This is a genomic window from Streptomyces sp. Act143 (assembly GCF_003143935.1).
In the GTDB taxonomy this organism is placed as follows: Bacteria; Actinomycetota; Actinomycetes; order Streptomycetales; family Streptomycetaceae; genus Streptomyces.
On sequence record NZ_QFRX01000001.1, the window covers coordinates 4241461 to 4259431 of the forward strand.

At 71.8% G+C, this 17971-nt stretch carries 26 protein-coding genes; 1 reads left to right on the forward strand and 25 read right to left on the reverse strand.

Features of this window, described 5'->3' with window-relative positions; translation table 11 throughout:
- Positions 1 to 8 precede the first annotated feature (8 nt).
- The 14 genes from DI272_RS18910 to DI272_RS18975 all read right to left on the reverse strand — a co-directional run bounded on the left by DI272_RS18910 (position 9) and on the right by DI272_RS18975 (position 10831).
- Positions 9 to 701 (reverse strand): hypothetical protein, encoded by a 693-nt coding sequence (locus DI272_RS18910; protein ID WP_109496497.1) that lies wholly within the window; start codon positions 699 to 701, stop codon positions 9 to 11.
- Positions 702 to 819: 118 nt separating this feature from the next.
- Positions 820 to 3585 carry a DUF3560 domain-containing protein gene (locus DI272_RS18915; protein ID WP_109496498.1) on the reverse strand — a complete coding sequence of 922 codons (2766 nt, stop codon included), beginning with the start codon at positions 3583 to 3585 and terminating at the stop codon, positions 820 to 822.
- A gap of 56 nt (positions 3586 to 3641) precedes the next feature.
- Positions 3642 to 3908: a hypothetical protein gene (locus DI272_RS18920; RefSeq protein ID WP_109496499.1), complete on the reverse strand. Its 267-nt coding sequence runs from the start codon at positions 3906 to 3908 to the stop codon at positions 3642 to 3644.
- A gap of 112 nt (positions 3909 to 4020) precedes the next feature.
- A complete protein-coding gene (locus DI272_RS18925) occupies positions 4021 to 4464 on the reverse strand; it encodes a DUF6884 domain-containing protein (protein ID WP_109496500.1) in 444 nt (147 codons plus the stop codon).
- A 16-nt stretch (positions 4465 to 4480) separates the two neighbouring features.
- On the reverse strand, positions 4481 to 5008 hold the full coding sequence (locus DI272_RS18930) for a hypothetical protein (protein ID WP_109496501.1): 528 nt from the start codon (positions 5006 to 5008) through the stop codon (positions 4481 to 4483).
- Positions 5009 to 5105: 97 nt separating this feature from the next.
- Entirely contained in the window at positions 5106 to 5636 is a 531-nt protein-coding gene (locus DI272_RS18935; protein WP_109496502.1) for a hypothetical protein, read from the reverse strand.
- Between the two features lie 85 nt (positions 5637 to 5721).
- On the reverse strand, positions 5722 to 6357 hold the full coding sequence (locus DI272_RS18940; RefSeq protein ID WP_109496503.1) for a hypothetical protein: 636 nt from the start codon (positions 6355 to 6357) through the stop codon (positions 5722 to 5724).
- A gap of 116 nt (positions 6358 to 6473) precedes the next feature.
- On the reverse strand, positions 6474 to 7088 hold the full coding sequence (locus tag DI272_RS18945) for a hypothetical protein (RefSeq protein ID WP_109496504.1): 615 nt from the start codon (positions 7086 to 7088) through the stop codon (positions 6474 to 6476).
- Positions 7089 to 7239: 151 nt separating this feature from the next.
- Positions 7240 to 8169: a hypothetical protein gene (locus DI272_RS18950; RefSeq protein WP_109496505.1), complete on the reverse strand. Its 930-nt coding sequence runs from the start codon at positions 8167 to 8169 to the stop codon at positions 7240 to 7242.
- Positions 8170 to 8190: 21 nt separating this feature from the next.
- Positions 8191 to 8661 carry a hypothetical protein gene (locus tag DI272_RS18955; RefSeq protein WP_109496506.1) on the reverse strand — a complete coding sequence of 157 codons (471 nt, stop codon included), beginning with the start codon at positions 8659 to 8661 and terminating at the stop codon, positions 8191 to 8193.
- 11 nt (positions 8662 to 8672) lie between these two features.
- Positions 8673 to 9023, reverse strand: a complete 351-nt coding sequence (locus tag DI272_RS18960; RefSeq protein WP_109496507.1) for a hypothetical protein — start codon at positions 9021 to 9023, stop codon at positions 8673 to 8675.
- 144 nt (positions 9024 to 9167) lie between these two features.
- Entirely contained in the window at positions 9168 to 9932 is a 765-nt protein-coding gene (locus DI272_RS18965; RefSeq protein ID WP_109496508.1) for a PP2C family serine/threonine-protein phosphatase, read from the reverse strand.
- A gap of 65 nt (positions 9933 to 9997) precedes the next feature.
- On the reverse strand, positions 9998 to 10486 hold the full coding sequence (locus DI272_RS18970; protein WP_109496509.1) for a hypothetical protein: 489 nt from the start codon (positions 10484 to 10486) through the stop codon (positions 9998 to 10000).
- 144 nt (positions 10487 to 10630) lie between these two features.
- The gene (locus DI272_RS18975; RefSeq protein WP_109496510.1) at positions 10631 to 10831 is read right to left on the reverse strand and encodes a hypothetical protein; all 201 of its coding nucleotides are present in this window, start codon (positions 10829 to 10831) and stop codon (positions 10631 to 10633) included.
- 166 nt (positions 10832 to 10997) lie between these two features.
- Here DI272_RS18975 and DI272_RS18980 point away from each other — a divergent pair, with 166 nt between their 5' ends.
- Entirely contained in the window at positions 10998 to 11606 is a 609-nt protein-coding gene (locus tag DI272_RS18980) for a hypothetical protein (protein ID WP_109496511.1), read from the forward strand.
- A 65-nt stretch (positions 11607 to 11671) separates the two neighbouring features.
- Here DI272_RS18980 and DI272_RS45380 read toward each other — a convergent pair whose 3' ends face one another.
- The 11 genes from DI272_RS45380 to DI272_RS19025 form a co-directional block, all read right to left on the reverse strand.
- Positions 11672 to 11794 carry a hypothetical protein gene (locus DI272_RS45380; RefSeq protein ID WP_258314604.1) on the reverse strand — a complete coding sequence of 41 codons (123 nt, stop codon included), beginning with the start codon at positions 11792 to 11794 and terminating at the stop codon, positions 11672 to 11674.
- A gap of 365 nt (positions 11795 to 12159) precedes the next feature.
- Positions 12160 to 13329, reverse strand: coding sequence for a hypothetical protein (locus DI272_RS18985; protein ID WP_109496512.1), 1170 nt, complete (start codon positions 13327 to 13329; stop codon positions 12160 to 12162).
- Positions 13329 to 13811, reverse strand: coding sequence for a hypothetical protein (locus tag DI272_RS18990; protein ID WP_109496513.1), 483 nt, complete (start codon positions 13809 to 13811; stop codon positions 13329 to 13331). Before DI272_RS18990 ends, DI272_RS18985 begins: the two co-directional genes overlap by 1 nt.
- Before the next feature lie 10 nt (positions 13812 to 13821).
- A complete protein-coding gene (locus tag DI272_RS18995; RefSeq protein ID WP_109496514.1) occupies positions 13822 to 14721 on the reverse strand; it encodes a hypothetical protein in 900 nt (299 codons plus the stop codon).
- Positions 14718 to 14978, reverse strand: a complete 261-nt coding sequence (locus tag DI272_RS19000; RefSeq protein ID WP_109496515.1) for a hypothetical protein — start codon at positions 14976 to 14978, stop codon at positions 14718 to 14720. Before DI272_RS19000 ends, DI272_RS18995 begins: the two co-directional genes overlap by 4 nt.
- Positions 14975 to 15196: a hypothetical protein gene (locus DI272_RS19005; protein ID WP_109496516.1), complete on the reverse strand. Its 222-nt coding sequence runs from the start codon at positions 15194 to 15196 to the stop codon at positions 14975 to 14977. Before DI272_RS19005 ends, DI272_RS19000 begins: the two co-directional genes overlap by 4 nt.
- Complete coding sequence (locus DI272_RS19010) at positions 15193 to 15561, reverse strand: hypothetical protein (protein ID WP_109496517.1); 369 nt, start codon at positions 15559 to 15561, stop codon at positions 15193 to 15195. Before DI272_RS19010 ends, DI272_RS19005 begins: the two co-directional genes overlap by 4 nt.
- A 13-nt stretch (positions 15562 to 15574) precedes the next feature.
- Positions 15575 to 15787: a hypothetical protein gene (locus tag DI272_RS19015; protein ID WP_109496518.1), complete on the reverse strand. Its 213-nt coding sequence runs from the start codon at positions 15785 to 15787 to the stop codon at positions 15575 to 15577.
- Positions 15784 to 16479, reverse strand: coding sequence for a nuclease-related domain-containing protein (locus tag DI272_RS19020; protein WP_109496519.1), 696 nt, complete (start codon positions 16477 to 16479; stop codon positions 15784 to 15786). Before DI272_RS19020 ends, DI272_RS19015 begins: the two co-directional genes overlap by 4 nt.
- A 103-nt stretch (positions 16480 to 16582) precedes the next feature.
- Positions 16583 to 16729: a hypothetical protein gene (locus tag DI272_RS44555; RefSeq protein ID WP_181387244.1), complete on the reverse strand. Its 147-nt coding sequence runs from the start codon at positions 16727 to 16729 to the stop codon at positions 16583 to 16585.
- Positions 16729 to 17907, reverse strand: coding sequence for a hypothetical protein (locus DI272_RS19025; RefSeq protein ID WP_109496520.1), 1179 nt, complete (start codon positions 17905 to 17907; stop codon positions 16729 to 16731). Before DI272_RS19025 ends, DI272_RS44555 begins: the two co-directional genes overlap by 1 nt.
- Positions 17908 to 17971: the final 64 nt, after the last annotated feature.

Sequence of the window (17971 nt, forward strand, 5' to 3'; positions counted from 1 at the left end):
TCGGTCGGTCAGGCGGGCAGGTGCGCCCGGCCGGCCTCGGTCAGCTCGATCGGCTGGCCCTGGAACAGGGACTTCGAGCTGTCCAGCGTGACCCAGCGCTCCCGGAGCAGCACCTCGAAGGTGTCGGCATAGATGGTGCCGTTTTCACTGCCGATGCGCTCCCGGTTGCGCAGGCCGAACTGCGTGCGCTTCACGCCACCCTGGGCGATCAGCTCCAGGCCCTTGCGCTGGGCCGGGGTGGGGCGGCGGGCCGGAACCGGCTTGGCGGGCTCGGACTTGGACTCGGGCTCGGGCGTCGGCTCGGGCGCCGGCTCGTTGGCGGCCCGCTCGGCGGCCTCCAGGGCGCTGACGATGCAGTCGGTGTCCTGGAGGAACCGGCGGATACCGTCCCACTTGAGCCGGTCCTGCTCGTTGGAGATCGTGCAGCTGGAGCTGCTGGAGGTGGTGCCGACGAGCTGCTTCGTCAGCCTCTTGCGGAGCTTGAGGAACACCTCGATCGGGTCGTCGTCGCCCTGCTCTTCCAGCAGGAGCCGCCAGGGCATGGCGTCCGCCGTCTTCTCCATCGCCTTGCGCATGCTGTAGGGGGTGAGGCTCCGGGTCATGTCGCGCGACTCGGTGGCCAGCGCCTCGCGGGCCTTGCCCTCGTCCTCGATCCGGGTGCCGCCGAGGTTGGTGAGGATTTCGATGATCCGGTCCTTCATGGTGCCCTCCGTGGTGGTTGGTGGTGATTGGTGACACCTTCATCATTGACCAAGGGCTTCGGGAGTACCCTCTCTAGACCGATTAATTTGGTCAAGGAATCGTCAGGGAAACCGCAGGTCAGGCGACTGCGAACAGGTCGAGCTGCTCGGGCGTCTGGCCGTCGGCCTCCAGCGGGGACAGCTCGGGCATCGGCTTCTGCTTGAGGTCCGGCAGGACCGGCTTCGGCTGGGGATTGACCGCGTCCTCGCGCAGCTCGGCGACCACCGCGGCGTCCAGGCCGTGCGTCTCGATCTCCTCCTCGGTCGGCACCCAGCCGGCCGGCCGCCGCTGGAGCCGGAACACGATGCCCTGCACCTTCGCCCAGGCCGCCCAGAGCCGGTCTTCCCGGTCCTCCCATTCCATCAGCCGCTTGTGGGCCTCCCGGAACTCCGCGCTGGCCGCCTTCCGTGCGGCCTCGTCCTGCGCGGCCTGCTCGGCGAGCCTGCGGGCCTGGACGCCGTGGAGGAGGGGGCGCAGCCGCTCGCATTCCTGCTCGCGGTTCTTCTCCACCGGGGTCGGCTTCCAGCGCTTCCACACCGCCACCGCCCGGCGTCCGTCGACGGTGACCAGGACGGGCCGCTCACGGTTGGCGTCGGCCGCGCCGACGGTGACGAATCCGGCCTTCTGCAGGGCGCTCAGCCGGTGGACCGACATCAGGCGCCCGGCGGTGCCGGGGGTGTCCCGGCAGTACAGCGAGCCGAACTGGTGGAGGTAGAGGCGTCCGGCCGCCGCGGCGATGACGAACTCGGCCTGCCCGGTCGACCATCCGAGTGCGGCGGCCTGCTCGCGCTGGAGGCGCAGCTCCTTCGGGTCCTCGGCGGGCGGGGCGGTCTCGTCGACCGGCTGCTCGGGCTCGGCCGTCGCGGGCTCGTCGGCGGGTTCCTCGTGGGCCGGCTCAGGCTCGTCGACCGGCTGCTCGGGCTCCGCCTCCGGCGTCTCCTCTGCGGGCGGCTCGGCGGCCGCCGGGGGCTCCTCGGCCGGGGGCTCGATCAGCGTGGCCTGGTCGGGCCCGGCCGCCTCGGGCTCTGCCGCGGGGGGTTCGGTGGGCTCGATGCCGTGGACGATGCCGCGGCCCGGGGAGCCGCTCCACCGGCCCTCGCGGTACTGGAAGCCGTCGGCCGCCAGGCGCCGGGTGACTGCCTCCAGCAGCGACCGGGACCACACCGACTCGGTGAACTTCGTGCCCTCGGGCGCCGTGATGGTGACCGGCTCGTGCAGCTTGTGCGGCTGGCCCTTGCCGTCGAGGTACGTCAGCGTCGCCTCGGTGGCGTCCCACCCGCAGTCGACCTTGACCTTCTTCGGGACCTTCGGATCGCTGCGCTTCTTCGTCTTCGGCTTTGCGGCGAGCGCGGCGCGGACCTCGCTCGCCGGCTGCGCCAGGTGGGCCTTCCATGCCGACTTCGTGCCGGGCACCGTGCCGTCGGCGAGGAAGGCGAGCATCGCCGCCTCGGGGCAGCGGGCCCGGATCTTCGTGTAGTCCATGCCGAAGGTCCAGGTGCTGCCGCCCTCGGTGGCGTCCTCCAGCGTCATGACCCGCTTGGTGAGCCGCAGGTTCCAGGCGATCGACAGCGTCTTGGGGTTGGCCCGCTTGATCTGGTACCAGGTGCCGCTGTAGAGCGCGAAGTCGCCGGGGGCGAAGTCGTCGGGCTCCCACAGCTTCACGCCATCCTGGCGGGCCTCCTCGACCACTTCCTCCCACCCCGCGATTTCCTCGCGGAGGTCCTCGATCCGGCGCTCGGCCCGGTCTGCGGTCCGGCCCGCGGCCAGCTGCTCGTCGCGGTAGCGCTCCAGCTTGCGCAGCTCCGTGTTCAGCTTCTCCAGCCGCCGACGGGTGCGGTTGGGGTCGTAGCGGCGGGCCTTGTACTGCGCGGCGGTCTCCGCGCGGTCGCTGTGGTGCTGGGCCCTTTCCTGCTCCGCGATCGAGGCCCGCATGTTGTTGTCGCTGCGCTCGATGGCGCGGCGGTGGCGGCGCTCGCTGTGGTGGCCGACGAGGATCGGCTGGCCGGGCTCGATGCCGTCCAGCGCTCCGAGGGCCGCCTTGTGGCGGGCGTTGGAGCGGGCGGCCGCGCTGCTGGCGTAGTCGCTGTGCCGCTCGGCCCGGTTCTCGGCCCGTTCCAGCCGCTCGGCCTCGGCCTCTTTGAAGCTGCGCCGCTTGCTCTCGTCGATCTCGACGGTCACCTCCCACCCGGCCTCGCGCAGAGCCGCGACCGCACGCCGGATGCGCCAGTGGTCGGCCTCTCGGTCGCGGGAGTTGCGGATGTAGAGCGCGCCGAGGTTGCGGGAGGAGCGGAAGCCGATCGGGCGGACGATCTCGTACACGCCGTCGTGCTTCCTGGAGCCCTCCAGGAGCGTGCCGTCCGCGCGGGTGTGGGTGATGGTGAGCGAGCCCTTGGAGGGCCGGGGCTCCTCGGCCGGGGGCTCCTCGGCCTCTTCCGGCTGAGCCGGTTCCTCGAGGGCCGCCGTCTCGCTGGCCGGCTCCGGCTCGGGCTCCGGCTCGGGCGCGGGCTCGGCGGCGGGCGGGGCAGGCGGTTCCTCGCGGATCTTCTCGACGGCCCCGTTGCTGATCGTGCAGTGCGGGCGGCCCTTGTCGCTGTAGCGGACGCACACGGTGAAGGACCAGCCGCCGTCTTCCTCGGTCCAGCGCTCGATGTCGTCGGCGTGGGCTGCGGCCGTCTCGTCCGCGTGCGCGGTGAGGAGGAGCGCGTACGTGCGGACGCGCTCACCGGCCTTGTTGTAGTCGCCGTCCACGCGGAAGTCCTTGCCCTGGCCCTGGGTGAGGCCGAGGCGCCGCAGGGCGCGGGCGAGGGCGATGCTGGGGCTCTTGGCGGGTGGGGTGGTGGCCATGCTTCCTCCTGGGGAGATGCGGGCGGCCCGGCCCCCGAGGGGGCCGGGCCGGGTGGTCAGTGGACGCGGGTGGCGGCCATCGCGGCCTCGACGATCGGGAGGGTCTCGGTGAGGGTGGCCGCGATGTAGAGGCACTCGTGGTTGCCCCAGGCCGCGCGGCCGGCGATGTAGGCCGCGCCGCTGCCCTGCGGGAGCTGGACGGTGTAGGTGTAGCCCGCGTGCTCGATCTCGGTCCGCAGGCCCAGGGTGGTGCGCTGCCAGCGGGTGGCCTCCGCCGCCGAGGCGAAGAGGGCGGTGAGGGTGGTGGCGGGGATGGTGGCCATGTCGGGCTCCCTGGGGTTGGTGGTTGGTGACACCTTCATCATTGCTCCCACCCTCCGGGATAACCTCGTTATCCCGGATTGTTTGGTCAAGAGATCGGCAAGTATGCCCAGGTCAGACGTAGTGCCGGGGGTCGCGGCCGTCACGGATGGCCGCCAGCCGTTGGAGCTGGCGGCCAATCCCCATGCCTACACCGATCAGCGGGGTCAGCGCGTGCGGCCAGACCTCCCGGCAGTGGCCGACGTAGAACCGCCCGGCGAGCACGATGACGTCCTCCGCCTGGTCGACGCCCAGCTCTCCGGCCTGCTCGCGCAGCCTGTCGACGGTCACGCCGTCCGGGTCGCCGGGGCGCGTGTCGTACGGCTGGAGGACTTGCGTGGTGCGGACGAAGCCGTGCAGGTCGCTGAGGATGAGGAGCGTGCCGCCGTCGACGATGAGCCGATCGGCCGCCGCCCGGCACGCGCGGTGATAGCTGCCGACGTACAGCTCGCCGGCCGGTGCCGGGTGGTCCAGCTTGCGGGCCGCGCAGGGGATGACGACGAGGCGGGTTGCGGTCATGCCGGGGTCGTTCCTTTCAGTCGCGGCCGTCGAGGGCGGCCAGCTTGCGGACCAGGCCCCAGCCGTCGCGCCAGAACGAGCGCCGGGTGTTGTCGTACGCCTCGCGCCACTCGGGCGGCACCTGGCCGTCGTCCCTGACGTACGTGCCGGTGAGCAGGTCGTACCGGCCCAGCAGCTCGGTCGCCTCGTCGGCGACGTCGTCGAGGCCGCGCCGCCGTGCGTGCTCGGGGCGCAGGTCGATGTGACCGAGCTTGTGGTCGCCCTGGGGCATGCCCTCGTACGACTCGTCGGCGACCACCATGCAGTCGGGCGTCTCCTCGGCCGCCATGTGCCAGGCGAGCGCTGCCGCCCAGGCTTTCTCCGTCGAGCAGGCGTCGAGGACGTAGCGGGTGGGGCCGCCGCTGGGGCCGGTGCGGCCGTGCCGCTCGGGGCCGATGACGGCCACGGTGAACGGCCGCTCGTTCTGCCGGTAGTCGTCGGGCAGGTTGCCGTAGAGGGGCTCGCCGCCGTAGCGCTCAGGCGTCTCCAGGTACTTGCCGGGCATGCTGTGCCTTCCGTCGTGGGGTGGAGGAGGGGTGTCCGGACGGCGTCCGGATGCCGTCCGGATGCCGCGTCCGGACGGTGTCCGGACGCGGTGGGTGCTACCAGACGAGGACCGCCCCACCTGCGCGGACGACGTCCGGACGCTCGATCGGGACGTCGTCCGGATTGGTGGCCGCGTGGACGACGATCGGGTTGCGGTGCCAGCTGTCGTCCACCCACAGGTGCACCCAGGGCCGCCCGGAGTACGACCGCCCGTTCAGCTGCGGGCGAGGCCTGCCGAGGTAGACCCTGCGGGCGCTCCACGCTCCGTGGACCCAGATCCGGCCGGCCGCGTTGGCGTGGCGGATGCCGACCAGCTCGGCGAGGTCGAGCCCTTCGAGGGAGAGGTCTCGCAGCTCGGCCGCGAGCGTGCGGAGCGTCCAGGTCGACGTCCAGCCGAGCCGCTCGGCGCTGGCCTCGCGCAGGGTGCGCAGCTCCAGCGGGCTGAGCGGCTCGTCCTGGTGGCGCCGGTGGATCGCCTCGTCCAGCGCGCGCAGGAGGTGCCACGGGGCGGCCTGGTCGTCGCTGGCGGGGAGGTAGGTGGCGGCGGTGGCGTAGACGCCCCGGATGGTGGCCTCGGTGACCTTCATGGCTGCCTTTCTGGATGAGGTGGGGCGTCCGGACGGTGGCCGCTGAGCTGGGCGGATACCGTCCGGACGCCGTCCGGACGGTGGGTCAGGAGAAGTTGGTCTGGTCGGCGTGCTCGCCGCCGCGCTTCCAGATGAGGGCGCGGACGTGGTTCGCGGGGACCTCGTAGAAGAGGCGGCCGGTGAGCGGGTCGCCGTTGAGGCGGGTCAGCTGGAGGCTCGTCTCCTCCAGCTCCCAGGCGTCGCTCGCGGGCGGCTCGATGCCCTCGGGCAGGTAGACGTCCACCTCGCCGTCGCCGGCTTCGGCCTTGATGGCGATGACCTCGCCGTCGGCCAGGCGGATGCGGAGCATCGGGCGGGGGCCGGTGCCGGTGCCTTCGAGTACGGCCTGGTCGAAGCGGTCGGTGGTGGGGTCGCTCTGGTCGGCGTGCTCGCCGCCGTGCTCCTCGATGAGCTTGCGGACGTCGGCCACCTGGACCTCGTAGAAGTAGCGGCCGTTGACCGGGTCGTCACCGGCGGTCAGCCATGCCTCCCACGCGTCTTCCAGCTCCCAGCTGTCGCCGTCGGGGGTCTGGATCTCGTCGGGCAGGTAGACGTCCACGGTGGCCGCGCAGGAGGCCGCCTTGATGCTGATGAGCTGGCCGTCGGCCAGGCGCAGGTTGTAGTGGACGCCGCCGGTGCCGTCGGCGAGGAACTGCTCGAAGTGGGAGGTGGTGGTGGCCATGGCTGGCTCCGTTCGGTGAGTGGTGGGTGGTGACACCTTCATCATTGACCCCACCACCCGGGATAACCGCGTTATCCCGGGAAGTTTGGTCAAGGATTCGGCAAGGAAACCGCTGGTCAGACGGTGGCGACCGCGGCGGTGAAAGCGGCGTCGAGGGACTGGACGAAGTCGGCGCCGACGGCCGCGAGGTGGGCGGCCTGGCGGGCTTCGGCCGCCTCGGCGTCCCTGGCGTGGACGGCCAGCCCGCACGAGCACCAGGTGGTGGTGCGGTCGCTGGAGTCCATCCGCTCGTGGGCGGCGGCCACCAGACTGAGGCGGGCGGCCAGGGTGAGGCGCAGGTGCTCGTTGTCGGTGTTGAGGAGGAACCCCTGGGCGAGGAGCCGCTCCGCCCGGCTCGGCGGGATCTGGCAGACGCCGGCCTCGATGACGGGCAGGGTGTACCGCTCGGAGTCGACGAGGCGGACGACGGGGACGGAGGCGATGACCCGCAGGTCGGACAGCTCGTAGTCGGTGGGGTCGGCGGGGACTTGCGGGGTGAGGGTGATGGAGCGCAGGGCCGGGGTCAGCGTGCCGGGGTCGATCCGGCGCCAGCGGATGATGGCGCCGCCGGTGCGCTGGGGCTCGATGGCGTAGCCGCGGTTGCAGGCCCGGCGCAGGAGGACCAGGGCGTGGGGCTCGCTGGCGGTGCCGGTGGTGGTGCTGCTGCCACTGTCGACGGTCTCGGTGAACACGATGGCCTCCTGGGTGGGGGGTGGGGCCCGGCCGGGGCTGTGGCCGGGCCCTGGGTGGTGGTGTGTCGTGCATTCATCCTTGACCAAGCCTGGCCGGTTAACCTCGATGTACCGGCCGGTTTGGTCAAGGGATCGACAAGGAAACCGCTGGTCAGGCGCGGGGGTGGCGGTGGGCGTTGGCGTCCAGCCAGACCGTCAGCCGCAGTGCGGCCTCGGCGCACTCGCCGGCCAGGTCCAGCCCTGACGGGGCCTCGAACAGGACGTCCACGTGCTCGCCGTTGGCGCTGTACAGGGCGGCCACCCATGGCTCCTCGTGGTCGGCCGGGTCGAGGTAGGCGCTCTCGCCGGAGTACAGGTAGACCTTCGAGCCGGTGTGGGCCTCGTCCTCGTCGGCGCTGCGGTCGACCGCGACCAGGACGTAGCTGATTCCGCCGTCGTCGAGGTAGAGGAAGGCCGGGACGCCGAACTCCGCCAGCGCTGCGACCAGCTTGTCCCCGTCGTGCGGCCCTGCGGCGGCCGCGGCCTTCTTGGCGTAGCCGCGCTGGGCGGCCAGGTGGAACGGCGGCTTGCCCTGGTTGTACGGGCGGGCGTTGTCGTCGGCCACGACCTTGGCGAGCTGGTCGCGCTTGTAGTGGATCGCCGCCAGGGAGCGCAGTGCCCAGGCCACGGTCTCGTCGTCGTCGGATTCGAGCTGGCGGCCGTGGAGGACGGTGTTGCGGCGCTTCTGGAGCTCGAAGTCGTCGCGGGCGAGCTTCTCGCTCACCGCGCCGAGGGCCCTCATCGGGCCGACCTCGCCGAGGGCGGGGGCGACCGCGTAGTCCAGGACGGCCGGGGAGAGGTGGAAGTCGTGCGCCGTCATCAGGTCGCGGGCTTCCTGCAGACTGTCGAGCGTCTCGGCGGGCAGCCGGCGGCCGTCCTCGATCGGGTAGGCCGGGGCGGTCAGGGCCGCGAAGCGGATGCTGGCGGCCAGGCGGCCGATGTACCAGCGGTCGGAGTGGTGGGCGCGGTCCTCGACGATCCCGGCGAGGATGCGCAGCCTGCGGGCGACGGCCTCGGTGGCGGTGGTGGCGATGGTACTCATGGCGTTCCCTTCGGAGTGTGGTCAGGCCCAGCGGCGCAGGGCGTGCTGGCGGCGGCCGAGGTAGGGCACCGCGGCGTCGGGGTGCTGGCTGGCGATGTGGGCGGCGGCCGACTCGCGGGCGCCGTCGCGGGTGGTGCCGGTGCGGCCGATGGTCGGGCAGTCGAAGTTGAAGCCGTCGGCGGCGACGGTCTCGCCGGTGATGACGTGGACCTCGCAGCGCCAGACCCACCGCCCGCGCCGGGCGCCGGGCTCCTGCCGGTAGGAGACGAGCGCGACGGGGGCGGGGGCGCCCACGGCCTCCAGCAGGCAGCCGGTGACGGCGCCGTTGGGCTCGTCGAAGGGGAGGACGACGGGGCGGGTCTCCCACCAGCGCAGGTTCAGGGTCGGCCACTGGTCGGCGGGTACGGGCTGGTCGTCGGGCAGGAACTCGCCGGGTGCGGCCAGGAGGGGCCAGTCGGGGCGGACGTGGTGGAGGTGGGGCAGGCGTTCCATCGGGGTTCCTTTCAGCTGGCGAGCGCGAGGATGTGGACGGCGATTCGGTGGGCGCACATGTGGATGCCGCGCAGTCCGGCCGGGCACGTGCAGGCCGCTCGTGCCGTCCGGTAGGCCTCCAGGCCGTCGCTGCTGACGGCGAGGTAGACGCGGTTCTTGCGGGTGTCGCGGAGGGGGATGACGCCGCCCTGTTCGAGCAGCTCCTCGGCCTTGTCGACCAGGTGCGGCTTGTACTGGGTCAGCTCCTCGGACCGGCGCGCCCGCCTCACCTTCCGGCGGCATTTCGGGCCGAGGCCGTCGGGTGAGGAGTTCCGCAGACGCCGGCCGCACTTGAGGCACTTGGTGACCGGCGTTGCGTCCATCGCTGCTCCCTCGGTGGTGGGTGGTGTGTCGTGCATTCATCATTGACCGAATGGCTCGGGATTATCCGCGTTATCCCGGATGATTTGGTCAGGGATTGGTCAAGAGAGGGCGCTCCGCTGCTGGTCAGCGGCGGGGCGCCCCGTTCAGGCGGTGAGCTCGGCGAGGAGGACGGTGGCGTTGTCCACGAACCGCTGCTCGTCCTCGGTCCGGCTCTTGCGGGAGGTCTCCACGGCCAGGTCGACGAAGCGGCGGGCGATGGCGGGCAGCTGCTCGTCGTCCAGCTCCACGAACAGGTCGTGCCGGGCCTCCTCGTGCGGCTCGTACGCGCCGTCGGTGGCCAGGACGAGGCGGTCGCCGTCGGCGATGTCGTGGGTCGCCGTCTCGATCGCCGGGTGACCGTAGCCGGCCTGGGCGTCCTCGTCGGTGAGGACGGCGCCGAGGTAGGAGGTGATCATGTTGCGGTTGCCGCCCTCGGGGTGGGTGGCGGTCGGCGGGTAGACCCGGCGAAGGTTGTGGTCGTCGGTCAGCCGGTGGGCGATGCCGTGGTGCAGGAGGTAGGCGCGGGAGTCTCCGGCCCAGGCGACGACGAGGGGCTTGCCGGGAGCGGTGACGGCGACGACGGCGGCTGCGCTGGGGAGGTAGCGGCGCTCGTAGGGGTCCTGGCGGTCGGGGTCGGCCGCGATCTCCTCGTACAGGGAGCGCAGGGCGCTCTCGGCGTCGCCGCGGCGGGCGGCCCGGGTGGCGAGGCGGGCGGCCATGGTGCGGGTCCAGTCGCGGATCGTCTCGGAGGTGCCGATGCCGTCGAGGACGGCGTACGCGCGGATGCCGTCGGCGCCGGTGCGGACGGCGGCCGCGTCGCACTGGATGCCCCTGCCGCCGATGTTCTGGGCGGTCGCGTAGCTGCGCATGGGTCGTGCTCCGTTCGGTGAGGGGTGGGGCGCCCCGCGGTCGCGGGGCGCCGTCGTCGGTGGGATCAGCTCTGCTCGCTGGCGGGGCGTACACACGTCTCGTGGGTGTGGCAGTTGCACTTGCCGCAGCCCGCGCACATCTGGCCGGCCTCCAGCCCGCAGGGTCCGCAGCCGCCGGAGGCGTCCAGCTCGGCATCGTCGATCGCGTTCATCAGCTCGAACGCCTTCTGCTTGTCGAAGCGGGACCGCGGCCTGCACGAGCCGTCGCAGAACTCGGGGCCGCCGAGGAGGACGCTGTCCTCGCCCTGGTGGCCCTCGCAGCCCTCGGCCTCCCTGAGCGTGACCGTGATGTCGTGCACCTTGAGCACGCCCTCACCCGTCTTGTCGCAGGCGTGGCGCAGGAGCTCGACGTCCATGTGCAGGGCGAGGCCCTCGGTGGGCGGCTTGCCCTGCACCAGGGCGAGGCTCCTGATGATGCCTCGCAGCTGGCTGGAGTCGGCGGCGCTGTAGTTGCGGTCCTCGATGGCGGGGTGCTCGATGACGACGTCGTACACGGCGTTTCCTTCCTGAGCGGGTGGTGTGTCCTCATTCATCCTGGACCATACAGCCCTGGATTACACACCGTATCCCGATGGATTTGGTCGAATGCTTGCCAGGGGAAGCCGCCCCGCCCGGCAAGTGGAGGGGCGGCCTGGCGGTCAGCGACGGGCGGGCCGCGAACCGGCGAGCGGGAGCCCCAGGTCGCAGTGCTCGCAGAACACGACGTCACTGTTGTCGGTGAGGCACACCAGCTCCAGCCCACAGTCGCAGGTGCCGAGGTCCGGCAGCTCGGGCAGCGGCCGGGTGACCCGCACGGCCGGCTCGTTGACGACAGTGGCGGCGATGGTGGATGCGCTCATGACTCTCTCCCTGGGGTGGTGCGGTGGTTTGTCGTACTTCATTCCTCCCCTGTCCACCCATGTCCACCCTCGTTTGGTCGAGAAAAGCCCAGTTCACAGCAGGTTTGACTTTGCCTTGGCTCGGCCATCCGTGTTTATCCCGGTCTGCTTGTGCAAGACTCGCCATATGGCCACCACCGACAGCCCGCCCCAGAGCGGCTACCAGCCGAGCGCCCAGCTCCGGCAGCACCTCGACGACTGGAACAAGGCCGTGGCCGCAGAGCCGACGGCCCGCAAGGCGCTCGAGGACGGCATCGCCGTCGAGCTGACCGAGAACCGGCAGCTGAACCTGCCGACGCTCGCCGAGCACATGCCGTGGACGGCGGAGAACATCCGCCTCCTCATGGCCGGGCGCGGCGTGCCGCCGCGCGAGCGTCACCGCAAGGAGGAGGGTGACCCGCCGGTGTACACGCCGAGTGACCGGCTGCGTGACCAGCTGGCCGGCTGGCACCTGGCCGTCGACGACGAGAAGAAGGCGCGCGCCGCTCTGGAAAAGGCGATCGCCGACGAGCTGCGGGCGAATCCGGACCTGACCAATGCCGAGATCGCCGCGCATCTCCCCTGGGCGCAGGAACAGATCCGGCTGATTGCCCGCGCGCACAATGTGCCGCGCCGCCGTAAGCGGGGCTCGGAGCACAAGCTGATCGAGGCCAATGGAAAGCCGAAGTCGGTCGTCGTGCCTTACGACTGGTACGTGCAGCAGCCGGGAGCAGATCCGTCCATCGTCAAGCGGTGATGGCGGGCAGACGAAAGGGCCACGACGGGGGAGCGTGGCCCTTTCGCGTTTTCGGGATCAGGCGGTCACAGGACCTTCGAGACCAGCCCGACCAGGAGCAGGACGGCGACGATCGCGAAGATCTTCCAATCGCCGGCCTGCGGCATTCGACCACCGCCGCCGCTGAGGATCGCCTCGTCCGGGTGCATTCCGTCATGCCGCCTCTGGCGGTGTTCGAAGCCGAAATCCTCAGCGCCACGGCGGAGAGTGAACGGGTGAGACACGAGATTGCAGTTCCCGCATTCGTACCGGTGCATCTGCGGCCCCCTGGACTGTGCTGCGTCTCGCCGCGCCCTCTGCTCGCGGCGTGTCACGAGCGTAGCGCGCTCCGTCACCACTCGGGAAGCCGTGTCCGTTTTGCCCGCTCCGCCCCCGCCGGTAGGGCCGGTAGGAAGGCGGTAGACCGGCCTACCAGTAGGGACCCGCGGCCCCTCTCGGGTCGGGGAGGGGCCGCGGATCGTGGCGCTCCCCCGCGCGCCCGCCGCGCCGGCCGGGACGGCTGGCCCAGGCGTGCCTATTCTGCGGGGGTCCGGGCGGCCGGGATGTCGGCCGATTCCTGGGCGGGAATGTGGGCCGGAACTGGGCCGGAATCCTGGGTGGGATCCGGGGGCGAAATGGGGGTGCCGCTGGGGTCGAGAGACGGCACCAGGTGGGCGGGGATATTCGGCCTCCGGCCGAGGTCTTTCGTGAGGTCTTCCACGTGTACGCCGGGGACGTTTTTCTTGACCCACGTCTCGCCGGTTTCGGTGGTCTCCAGGACGCGGAAACTCATCTGGTCGCGGACGGTGATTCCGGCCATTCCGAGCAGCTCGATCATGCCCTTTCGGTCCATGCCGGGAAGGCCGCCGTTTTCCTGCTGTTCCGCGAGCAGGTCGTCGACTCGGGATCCCTTTCCCCGAATGCCTTTGACGTGCCCTTGGGCTGTTGCCGCGACGCGGTGTTCCACGAAAATGCGGAGGCGCTCCCGGGCGGCCTGCCAGCGGGCTTCCCTGGCTTCTTCGTCGCCTTCGGGTTCCGCCTCTTCGGCGGCTTCTTCCTCGTCTTCCTGGTCCTGCTCCCCCGCCGATTCGTCATGATCGTTTTCGGGACGGTTGAGTGCGTCGGCGGTCAGCGCGCCGAAGAACCAGACGAGCACGGCGACCGCGGCGACGATGCCGCTGTAGGGCCGGAGCACCGCCACGAGGGCCTTGCCCACCCCCATCAGGGCGCCGACGCCGACCGCACACACGAGGACGGCGAGCCCGGCCTGGTCGAGCCAGTTCGACTTCGCTGCCGCTGTCGGCACCTTGGTCGCCTTCTTCGTCTTCTTCTTGCCCTTGCCCTTGCTGCTGCCGCTCCTCGCGGCCTCGCTCTTGCCGTCCTTCCCGGCGTCGTCCTTGCCGGTGCCACTGCTGGCGGGCGGCTTCGCCGCGGGTGCGGACGTGACGGTCGCGCGCTTGAGCAGGGCGAGCAGGGCGCCGGGGATCCACAGCAGGATGATCCCCGTGCCGCGCAGCAGGCTCCAGCCGAGGGCGCGGGGCTCTACCAGGTCGAGGACCTGGCGGACGGCGCCGGCCAGCTGCTCGCGCGGGCTGAGCGGCGCCTCCTCCCACTCGTCCTCGGTCTCGCCCCCGGGCTCGTCCTCCAGCTCGACGTCCACGGGGTCCGGTTCGGGGAGCGGCGGCTTGTCCAGGCTGATGGTCATCAGTGGCCCAGCCCTGTGACGATGCCGATGAGCATGTGGATGACGTTGACGAGGATTCCCCAGATGCCGCCCGCGCTGGCGTAGACGACGGAGGCCGCCAGGCCGATCACGGCGGGCGGGGTCGTCTTGCTCCCCCACTTCCCGCCGAAGGCGATCATGGTGAGGACGACGGCGATGGCTCCGAGGCCGGGGTTGCCGAAGCCGTTGTCTCCGGACAGCAGGGCGGTCGGGACGGAGCCGATGCCCTTGGCGATGTCGGCCCAGGTGCCGCCGGCCGCCATCCACGCGGTGCCGGTGAAGATGCCCCACCAGGCGGCTTTCTTCTTGTTGTTGATGACCAGCGGGCCCCAGTCGCTCCCCCGCAGGCCGAGGATCAGGCCGACGCCCGCGCACAGGGCGACCCCGGACGTGAGGACCGTTCCGAAGATCTGTCCGCCGGTGATGCCGGGAGCTTGGGCCGGGGCGGCGAGGTAGTCGAACACGACGTGCCTTTCAGGAAGTGGTGCCGGGGGCATAAAGCCCGGTAGCGAGGACGGCCGAGGCCAGGGGGATGCGCACGATCCAGCGGGCCGCCCAGTGCCAGTTGCGGGTGCGGCGGTCGATGAACCACCACAGGCCGCCGCACATGGAGCCCGCGGTGAGCAGGAGGCTCACGGCACTCGGGCCGAGCCCCCAGCGCTCACCGTTCGCGTTCAGCCAGTCGACGGGGACCGGGGCGAAGCGGCGGCCGATCTCGGCGGCGCCGACCGTGATGATGAGGCGGGAGACAGGCGGATGCGGAAGGACGTTCTTGACGGCTGGGAAGCCGGAGACCAGCCAGGCCCCATAGCCGCCGACGGCCGCGGTGAACAGGCTGAGCATGCCGACGGCGCCTTGCTCGGCGGCGGGCATGAACGCCTCCAGGAACGGGACCAGGCCGATGCCGTAGCCGACGGCGGCGGCCGTGCCGTTGAAGACGACCCACCTGGTGGTGCGGTCGTCGGCGGCACTGTCCGCGAGCTTGCGGACCCCGGTCCGCTTAGGGCCGCCGGTGGCGACCTTGGCGACGGGCGGGCCCGGCGGCGTCGGTGGCGTCGCTGGGCGCGCAGGGTCGGGCTTGTGCTCCTGGGGCTGGTCGTCCTGCTCCTGGTGCTCGTCGTCGTCCTGGTCGTCGCTGTCGTGGCCGCTGTCGTCGTCCGGCTCGTTCGGGTCCGGGACGGCGGCAAGCGGGGGCCGGGCGACACGCCACCAGTCCGGCACGCGGGGCTGTGACGGCGGCGTCGCCGGCGGCGGCACGGGCGACTGCTCGGGGATCTGCGGGCCGTCAGCCTCGCTGGGGTCGGCGTGGCCGACGGGGCGGACGCCGAGGCCGCCCATGATGCGCCGTGTCCAGCGCTCGTCTGCCGTGGTCACCGGGCACCTCCCACGAGCACGTGAAGGACGGGGAGCGCGAAGGGAAGGCCCACAACGACGACCGCGGCGCCCAGCGCGCCCCGGGCCAGGGCGTAGTCCAGCGCGTTCTTCGTCGACCGCAGCTGCAGGACGACCATGCAGACCAGACCGACGGTGGCGACGTTCAGCAGGAAGGTGTGCAGCAGCCCCGGAGGCGCCGCCGAGAGGCCCAGGCACAGGAAGACCAGGTAGACGGCGATCAGAACGATGCGGGTCACTTCGTGGTCTCCTCGTCTCCGTAGCCTCCGCTGATCACGCGGGCCATCGCCTCGAAGGCGTCCAGCGCCCGCGGGTCGAAGCGCCCGCATCGGGCCTGGATGTCCTGGCCCAGCTGGTCGTAGAGGTGGACAGCGGTGCGGCTCCTGCCCTGCTCTGCCGCCTGTGCGGCGGCTGCCATCCGGCGCTCGATCTCCTGGTCCGTCAGGGACTCGCTCATGACGTCGTCGCCTCCTCGCGGTCGGCAGGGTCGGGGCAGACGGGGCAGGCGGCGATCAGGTGCCGCAGGTGCACGCCGCGGTGGTCGACGGTGAACTCGTTCTCCCGGACCGCGACGCGCACGAGGGCGATGCCGGCGGCGACGTGGGGGCAGCGGTCGGCGAGCCGGTACCAGATGGCGACCAGCGACCTCACGTCCCACCACTGGCGGCGCACCCACTTGCGGGTGGGCTCGCCAGTGGCGGCCGGGGTGCTGCCGTAGGAGTACCAGCCGTCGGCCTTGGGGCAGATCCAGCGTTCGATCAGGACGGCGGGCTTCAAGTCGGGGACGCCCGGCAGAGGGCGCGGGAACGAAGTGGCGGTCACGGTTGCATTCACCTCAGTGCGCGTAGGTCGTGATGAGCCAGGTCGCGGCCGACGTCGCGCCGAGGGTGGCGGCGGGCCGCAGGTGGCTGTGGGCGAGGGCGATGACGGCGAAGACCAGGCCGACGCCGTCCGTCACGAGGGCGGCGGCGGGGCTCGTCAGGCCGAGCAGGGCGGCCGCGTGGTACGCCTCGGCCAGGTCACGCAGGCCGATGTCGGGCGCGCTCACGAGGACCTCCGGGCTGTGTAGGGCGGCAGCAGTCGGGCCGCGATGTCGAGGAAGTTGTGGGGCCGCTGGCGCGGCAGCCGTTCGGCGTCGATGCGGCGCAAGGCAACGCACGCCTGGTCGGCGGGGATGATGCGGACGCCGTTCAGCCGGTGCTCGCGGCCGTCTGCGAGGCGGCCGACGATGATGGCGACGGCCACCGGCTGGACGCTCAGGAGGCTGCGGACGGCGCGGGCGCCCTTCCGTAGACCCTCCAGGCGGTCGGTGACGTCCTTGGTGCCGTGCCAGAGCCGGCCGCCGTTGACGGCCACCGGCCAGCGGGCGGACATCTTCTTGGGGTCGAGGACGTAGACGTGGCCGCGCGGGCTGAGGGCGAGGCCGTCGATGTTGGTCGTTCCGGTCGGGAGCTGCCGGTCCCACAGGAACCGCCACCCGTCCTCGACGAGCTCGGCGAGGAGCCCGGCGACCTCCTGCTCTCCCCTGCCGCCCGCCTCGTAGCGGTCGGCGAGCCGGGCCGCCCGGGTGGCGATGCCCAGGGCGGTCGCGACACGGACCAGCGGGGTGCGCAGCTCCTGGGCATGGGCCAGCGCCGAGGCGCCGGGCGTGCCGGGCTTCGGGCGCCGTCCGGGCTGACCCAGACGGTTCCAGACCCAGATCGCACCGCCGATGGCGGCCGCGGTCAGCAGGAGGGACATCAGGCGGCTTCCTTGCGTAGGAGCTGGACGAAGGCGGAGCGGGAGCGGGTGAAGGTGAGGCCGGTCACGACGTGACCGGCCTCGACTTCTCAGGGGCGTCTGGTCACCAGGCGTCCCAGAACACGAGGGAGACGATCAGGGCGAGCACGGCCGCCCAGCGGCCCAGGAACGCCAGGTCGTCGGGCTTGCCGCGCACGCCCCAATACAGGCCGACGGCGCCGGTGAGCTGGAGTGCGTAGATCAGCGGCATTACGCGGTCTTCCTCCGCTTCTTCATCTCCTTGCGGCGGTAGGTCGCGACGGTCTCGGCGAGCTTCGCCCGGTCGCCGTGGACCTGGCGGACGTGCTCGACGAGGTCCTCGTCGGCCATGTCCTCGTCCTTGTCGAGGGCGGCGCGGACCGTGGCCGCGATCGACGTGCCGAGCTGCGCGACCGGCGGGACCGGCGGGACCGACGGAGCGGCCTGCCCGGCGGGCTGGGCCTGCGGTGCGGGCGTCGGGGCCGGCGCAGGGCTGGGAGCCAGGGCCGGGCTCGGCGCCGGTACCGGGGCCGGGGCCGGGGCCGGCGCAGCCGCCTGGGCCGGTGCCGAGGTGCCCGTGCCGGGAGGAACCGGAGGAACCGGCGGAGCAGACTGCGCGACCGGCGCCGGGGCGGGCTGCTGCACCGGCGCGGACGGATGTCCGGACGCATCCGGACGCTGTCCGGACGGCAACGGCTGAGCCTGGCCCGCCGCCTGCACCGCGGCCTGAGCGGCAGCGAACTCGTCCTCACCGAACACGAGCGCCGCATACGCCTGACGGCCACCGATCCGCTGCTTGAAGCCGAGCAGCGCCTCCGCCGCCGCGGTGTCCTCCATCTTCCGCTGGAGCCACATCGCGATCGGGCGGCGCAGCTTGACCTGCCGAACCCGGAACACCACCCACCACGAGCCCTTCGCCATCAGCGACACCGCGCCGCCGACGATGCCCGCGGCCTGCTCGTGCTCGTGGAAACCCTCCACGACCACCGCGGCGACCACGCACAGCACCGCGAACCATCCGGCCTTCTTCATCGGCTCGGCACGGTCCGGCTGACCCCGCAGCAGGTGCTCGGCCACCAGGCAGACGATCCACAGCAGCTCGAACAGCGAGGCCGCCGCAATGGCGATCGCGGTGGAAGCGACGACCAGGCCGAGGAGGCGGCTGATGCTGGCGGTCGACCAGACGGCAGCGACCGCCGTCATCCCGAGCGCCACGGCCATCAGGAACCGCATCAGAACGACGTCCCAGTCCCTCGGCGGAACCGGCACGTCGACGTCGTACTCCTCCTCGTCCATCACCTCCTCCCCGAACACCTGGGAAGGCACCTGGCGCGTACGCGTCTCCGTGCGGTAGCGGACGCCGGGCACGCGCGGCTGCGGCTGCTGCTGCGGGTCGAAGCTGTCGGTCATGTCTGGCGTCCTCCGAGCTGTGTCATCACCGGGTGCGGCCCGGCCTCCACCGCACAGGCGAAGG

Excerpts from the sequence above, each read along its gene's own strand:
- DI272_RS18940 (WP_109496503.1), bottom strand. The coding sequence starts at position 6,357 with ATGGCCACCACCACCTCCCACTTCGAGCAGTTCCTCGCCGACGGCACC.
- DI272_RS18960 (WP_109496507.1), bottom strand. The coding sequence starts at position 9,023 with ATGGACGCAACGCCGGTCACCAAGTGCCTCAAGTGCGGCCGGCGTCTG.
- DI272_RS18975 (WP_109496510.1), bottom strand. The coding sequence starts at position 10,831 with ATGAGCGCATCCACCATCGCCGCCACTGTCGTCAACGAGCCGGCCGTG.
- DI272_RS19025 (WP_109496520.1), bottom strand. The coding sequence starts at position 17,907 with ATGACCGACAGCTTCGACCCGCAGCAGCAGCCGCAGCCGCGCGTGCCC.
- DI272_RS18985 (WP_109496512.1), bottom strand. The coding sequence starts at position 13,329 with ATGACCATCAGCCTGGACAAGCCGCCGCTCCCCGAACCGGACCCCGTG.
- DI272_RS44555 (WP_181387244.1), bottom strand. The coding sequence starts at position 16,729 with ATGCCGCTGATCTACGCACTCCAGCTCACCGGCGCCGTCGGCCTGTAT.
- DI272_RS18920 (WP_109496499.1), bottom strand. The coding sequence starts at position 3,908 with ATGGCCACCATCCCCGCCACCACCCTCACCGCCCTCTTCGCCTCGGCG.
- DI272_RS18915 (WP_109496498.1), bottom strand. The coding sequence starts at position 3,585 with ATGGCCACCACCCCACCCGCCAAGAGCCCCAGCATCGCCCTCGCCCGC.
- DI272_RS18930 (WP_109496501.1), bottom strand. The coding sequence starts at position 5,008 with ATGCCCGGCAAGTACCTGGAGACGCCTGAGCGCTACGGCGGCGAGCCC.
- DI272_RS18955 (WP_109496506.1), bottom strand. The coding sequence starts at position 8,661 with ATGGAACGCCTGCCCCACCTCCACCACGTCCGCCCCGACTGGCCCCTC.
- DI272_RS19005 (WP_109496516.1), bottom strand. The coding sequence starts at position 15,196 with ATGAGCGAGTCCCTGACGGACCAGGAGATCGAGCGCCGGATGGCAGCC.
- DI272_RS18910 (WP_109496497.1), bottom strand. The coding sequence starts at position 701 with ATGAAGGACCGGATCATCGAAATCCTCACCAACCTCGGCGGCACCCGG.
- DI272_RS45380 (WP_258314604.1), bottom strand. The coding sequence starts at position 11,794 with ATGCACCCGGACGAGGCGATCCTCAGCGGCGGCGGTGGTCGAATGCCG.
- DI272_RS19020 (WP_109496519.1), bottom strand. The coding sequence starts at position 16,479 with ATGTCCCTCCTGCTGACCGCGGCCGCCATCGGCGGTGCGATCTGGGTC.
- DI272_RS18950 (WP_109496505.1), bottom strand. The coding sequence starts at position 8,169 with ATGAGTACCATCGCCACCACCGCCACCGAGGCCGTCGCCCGCAGGCTG.
- DI272_RS18925 (WP_109496500.1), bottom strand. The coding sequence starts at position 4,464 with ATGACCGCAACCCGCCTCGTCGTCATCCCCTGCGCGGCCCGCAAGCTG.
- DI272_RS18980 (WP_109496511.1), top strand. The coding sequence starts at position 10,998 with ATGGCCACCACCGACAGCCCGCCCCAGAGCGGCTACCAGCCGAGCGCC.
- DI272_RS18965 (WP_109496508.1), bottom strand. The coding sequence starts at position 9,932 with ATGCGCAGCTACGCGACCGCCCAGAACATCGGCGGCAGGGGCATCCAG.
- DI272_RS18935 (WP_109496502.1), bottom strand. The coding sequence starts at position 5,636 with ATGAAGGTCACCGAGGCCACCATCCGGGGCGTCTACGCCACCGCCGCC.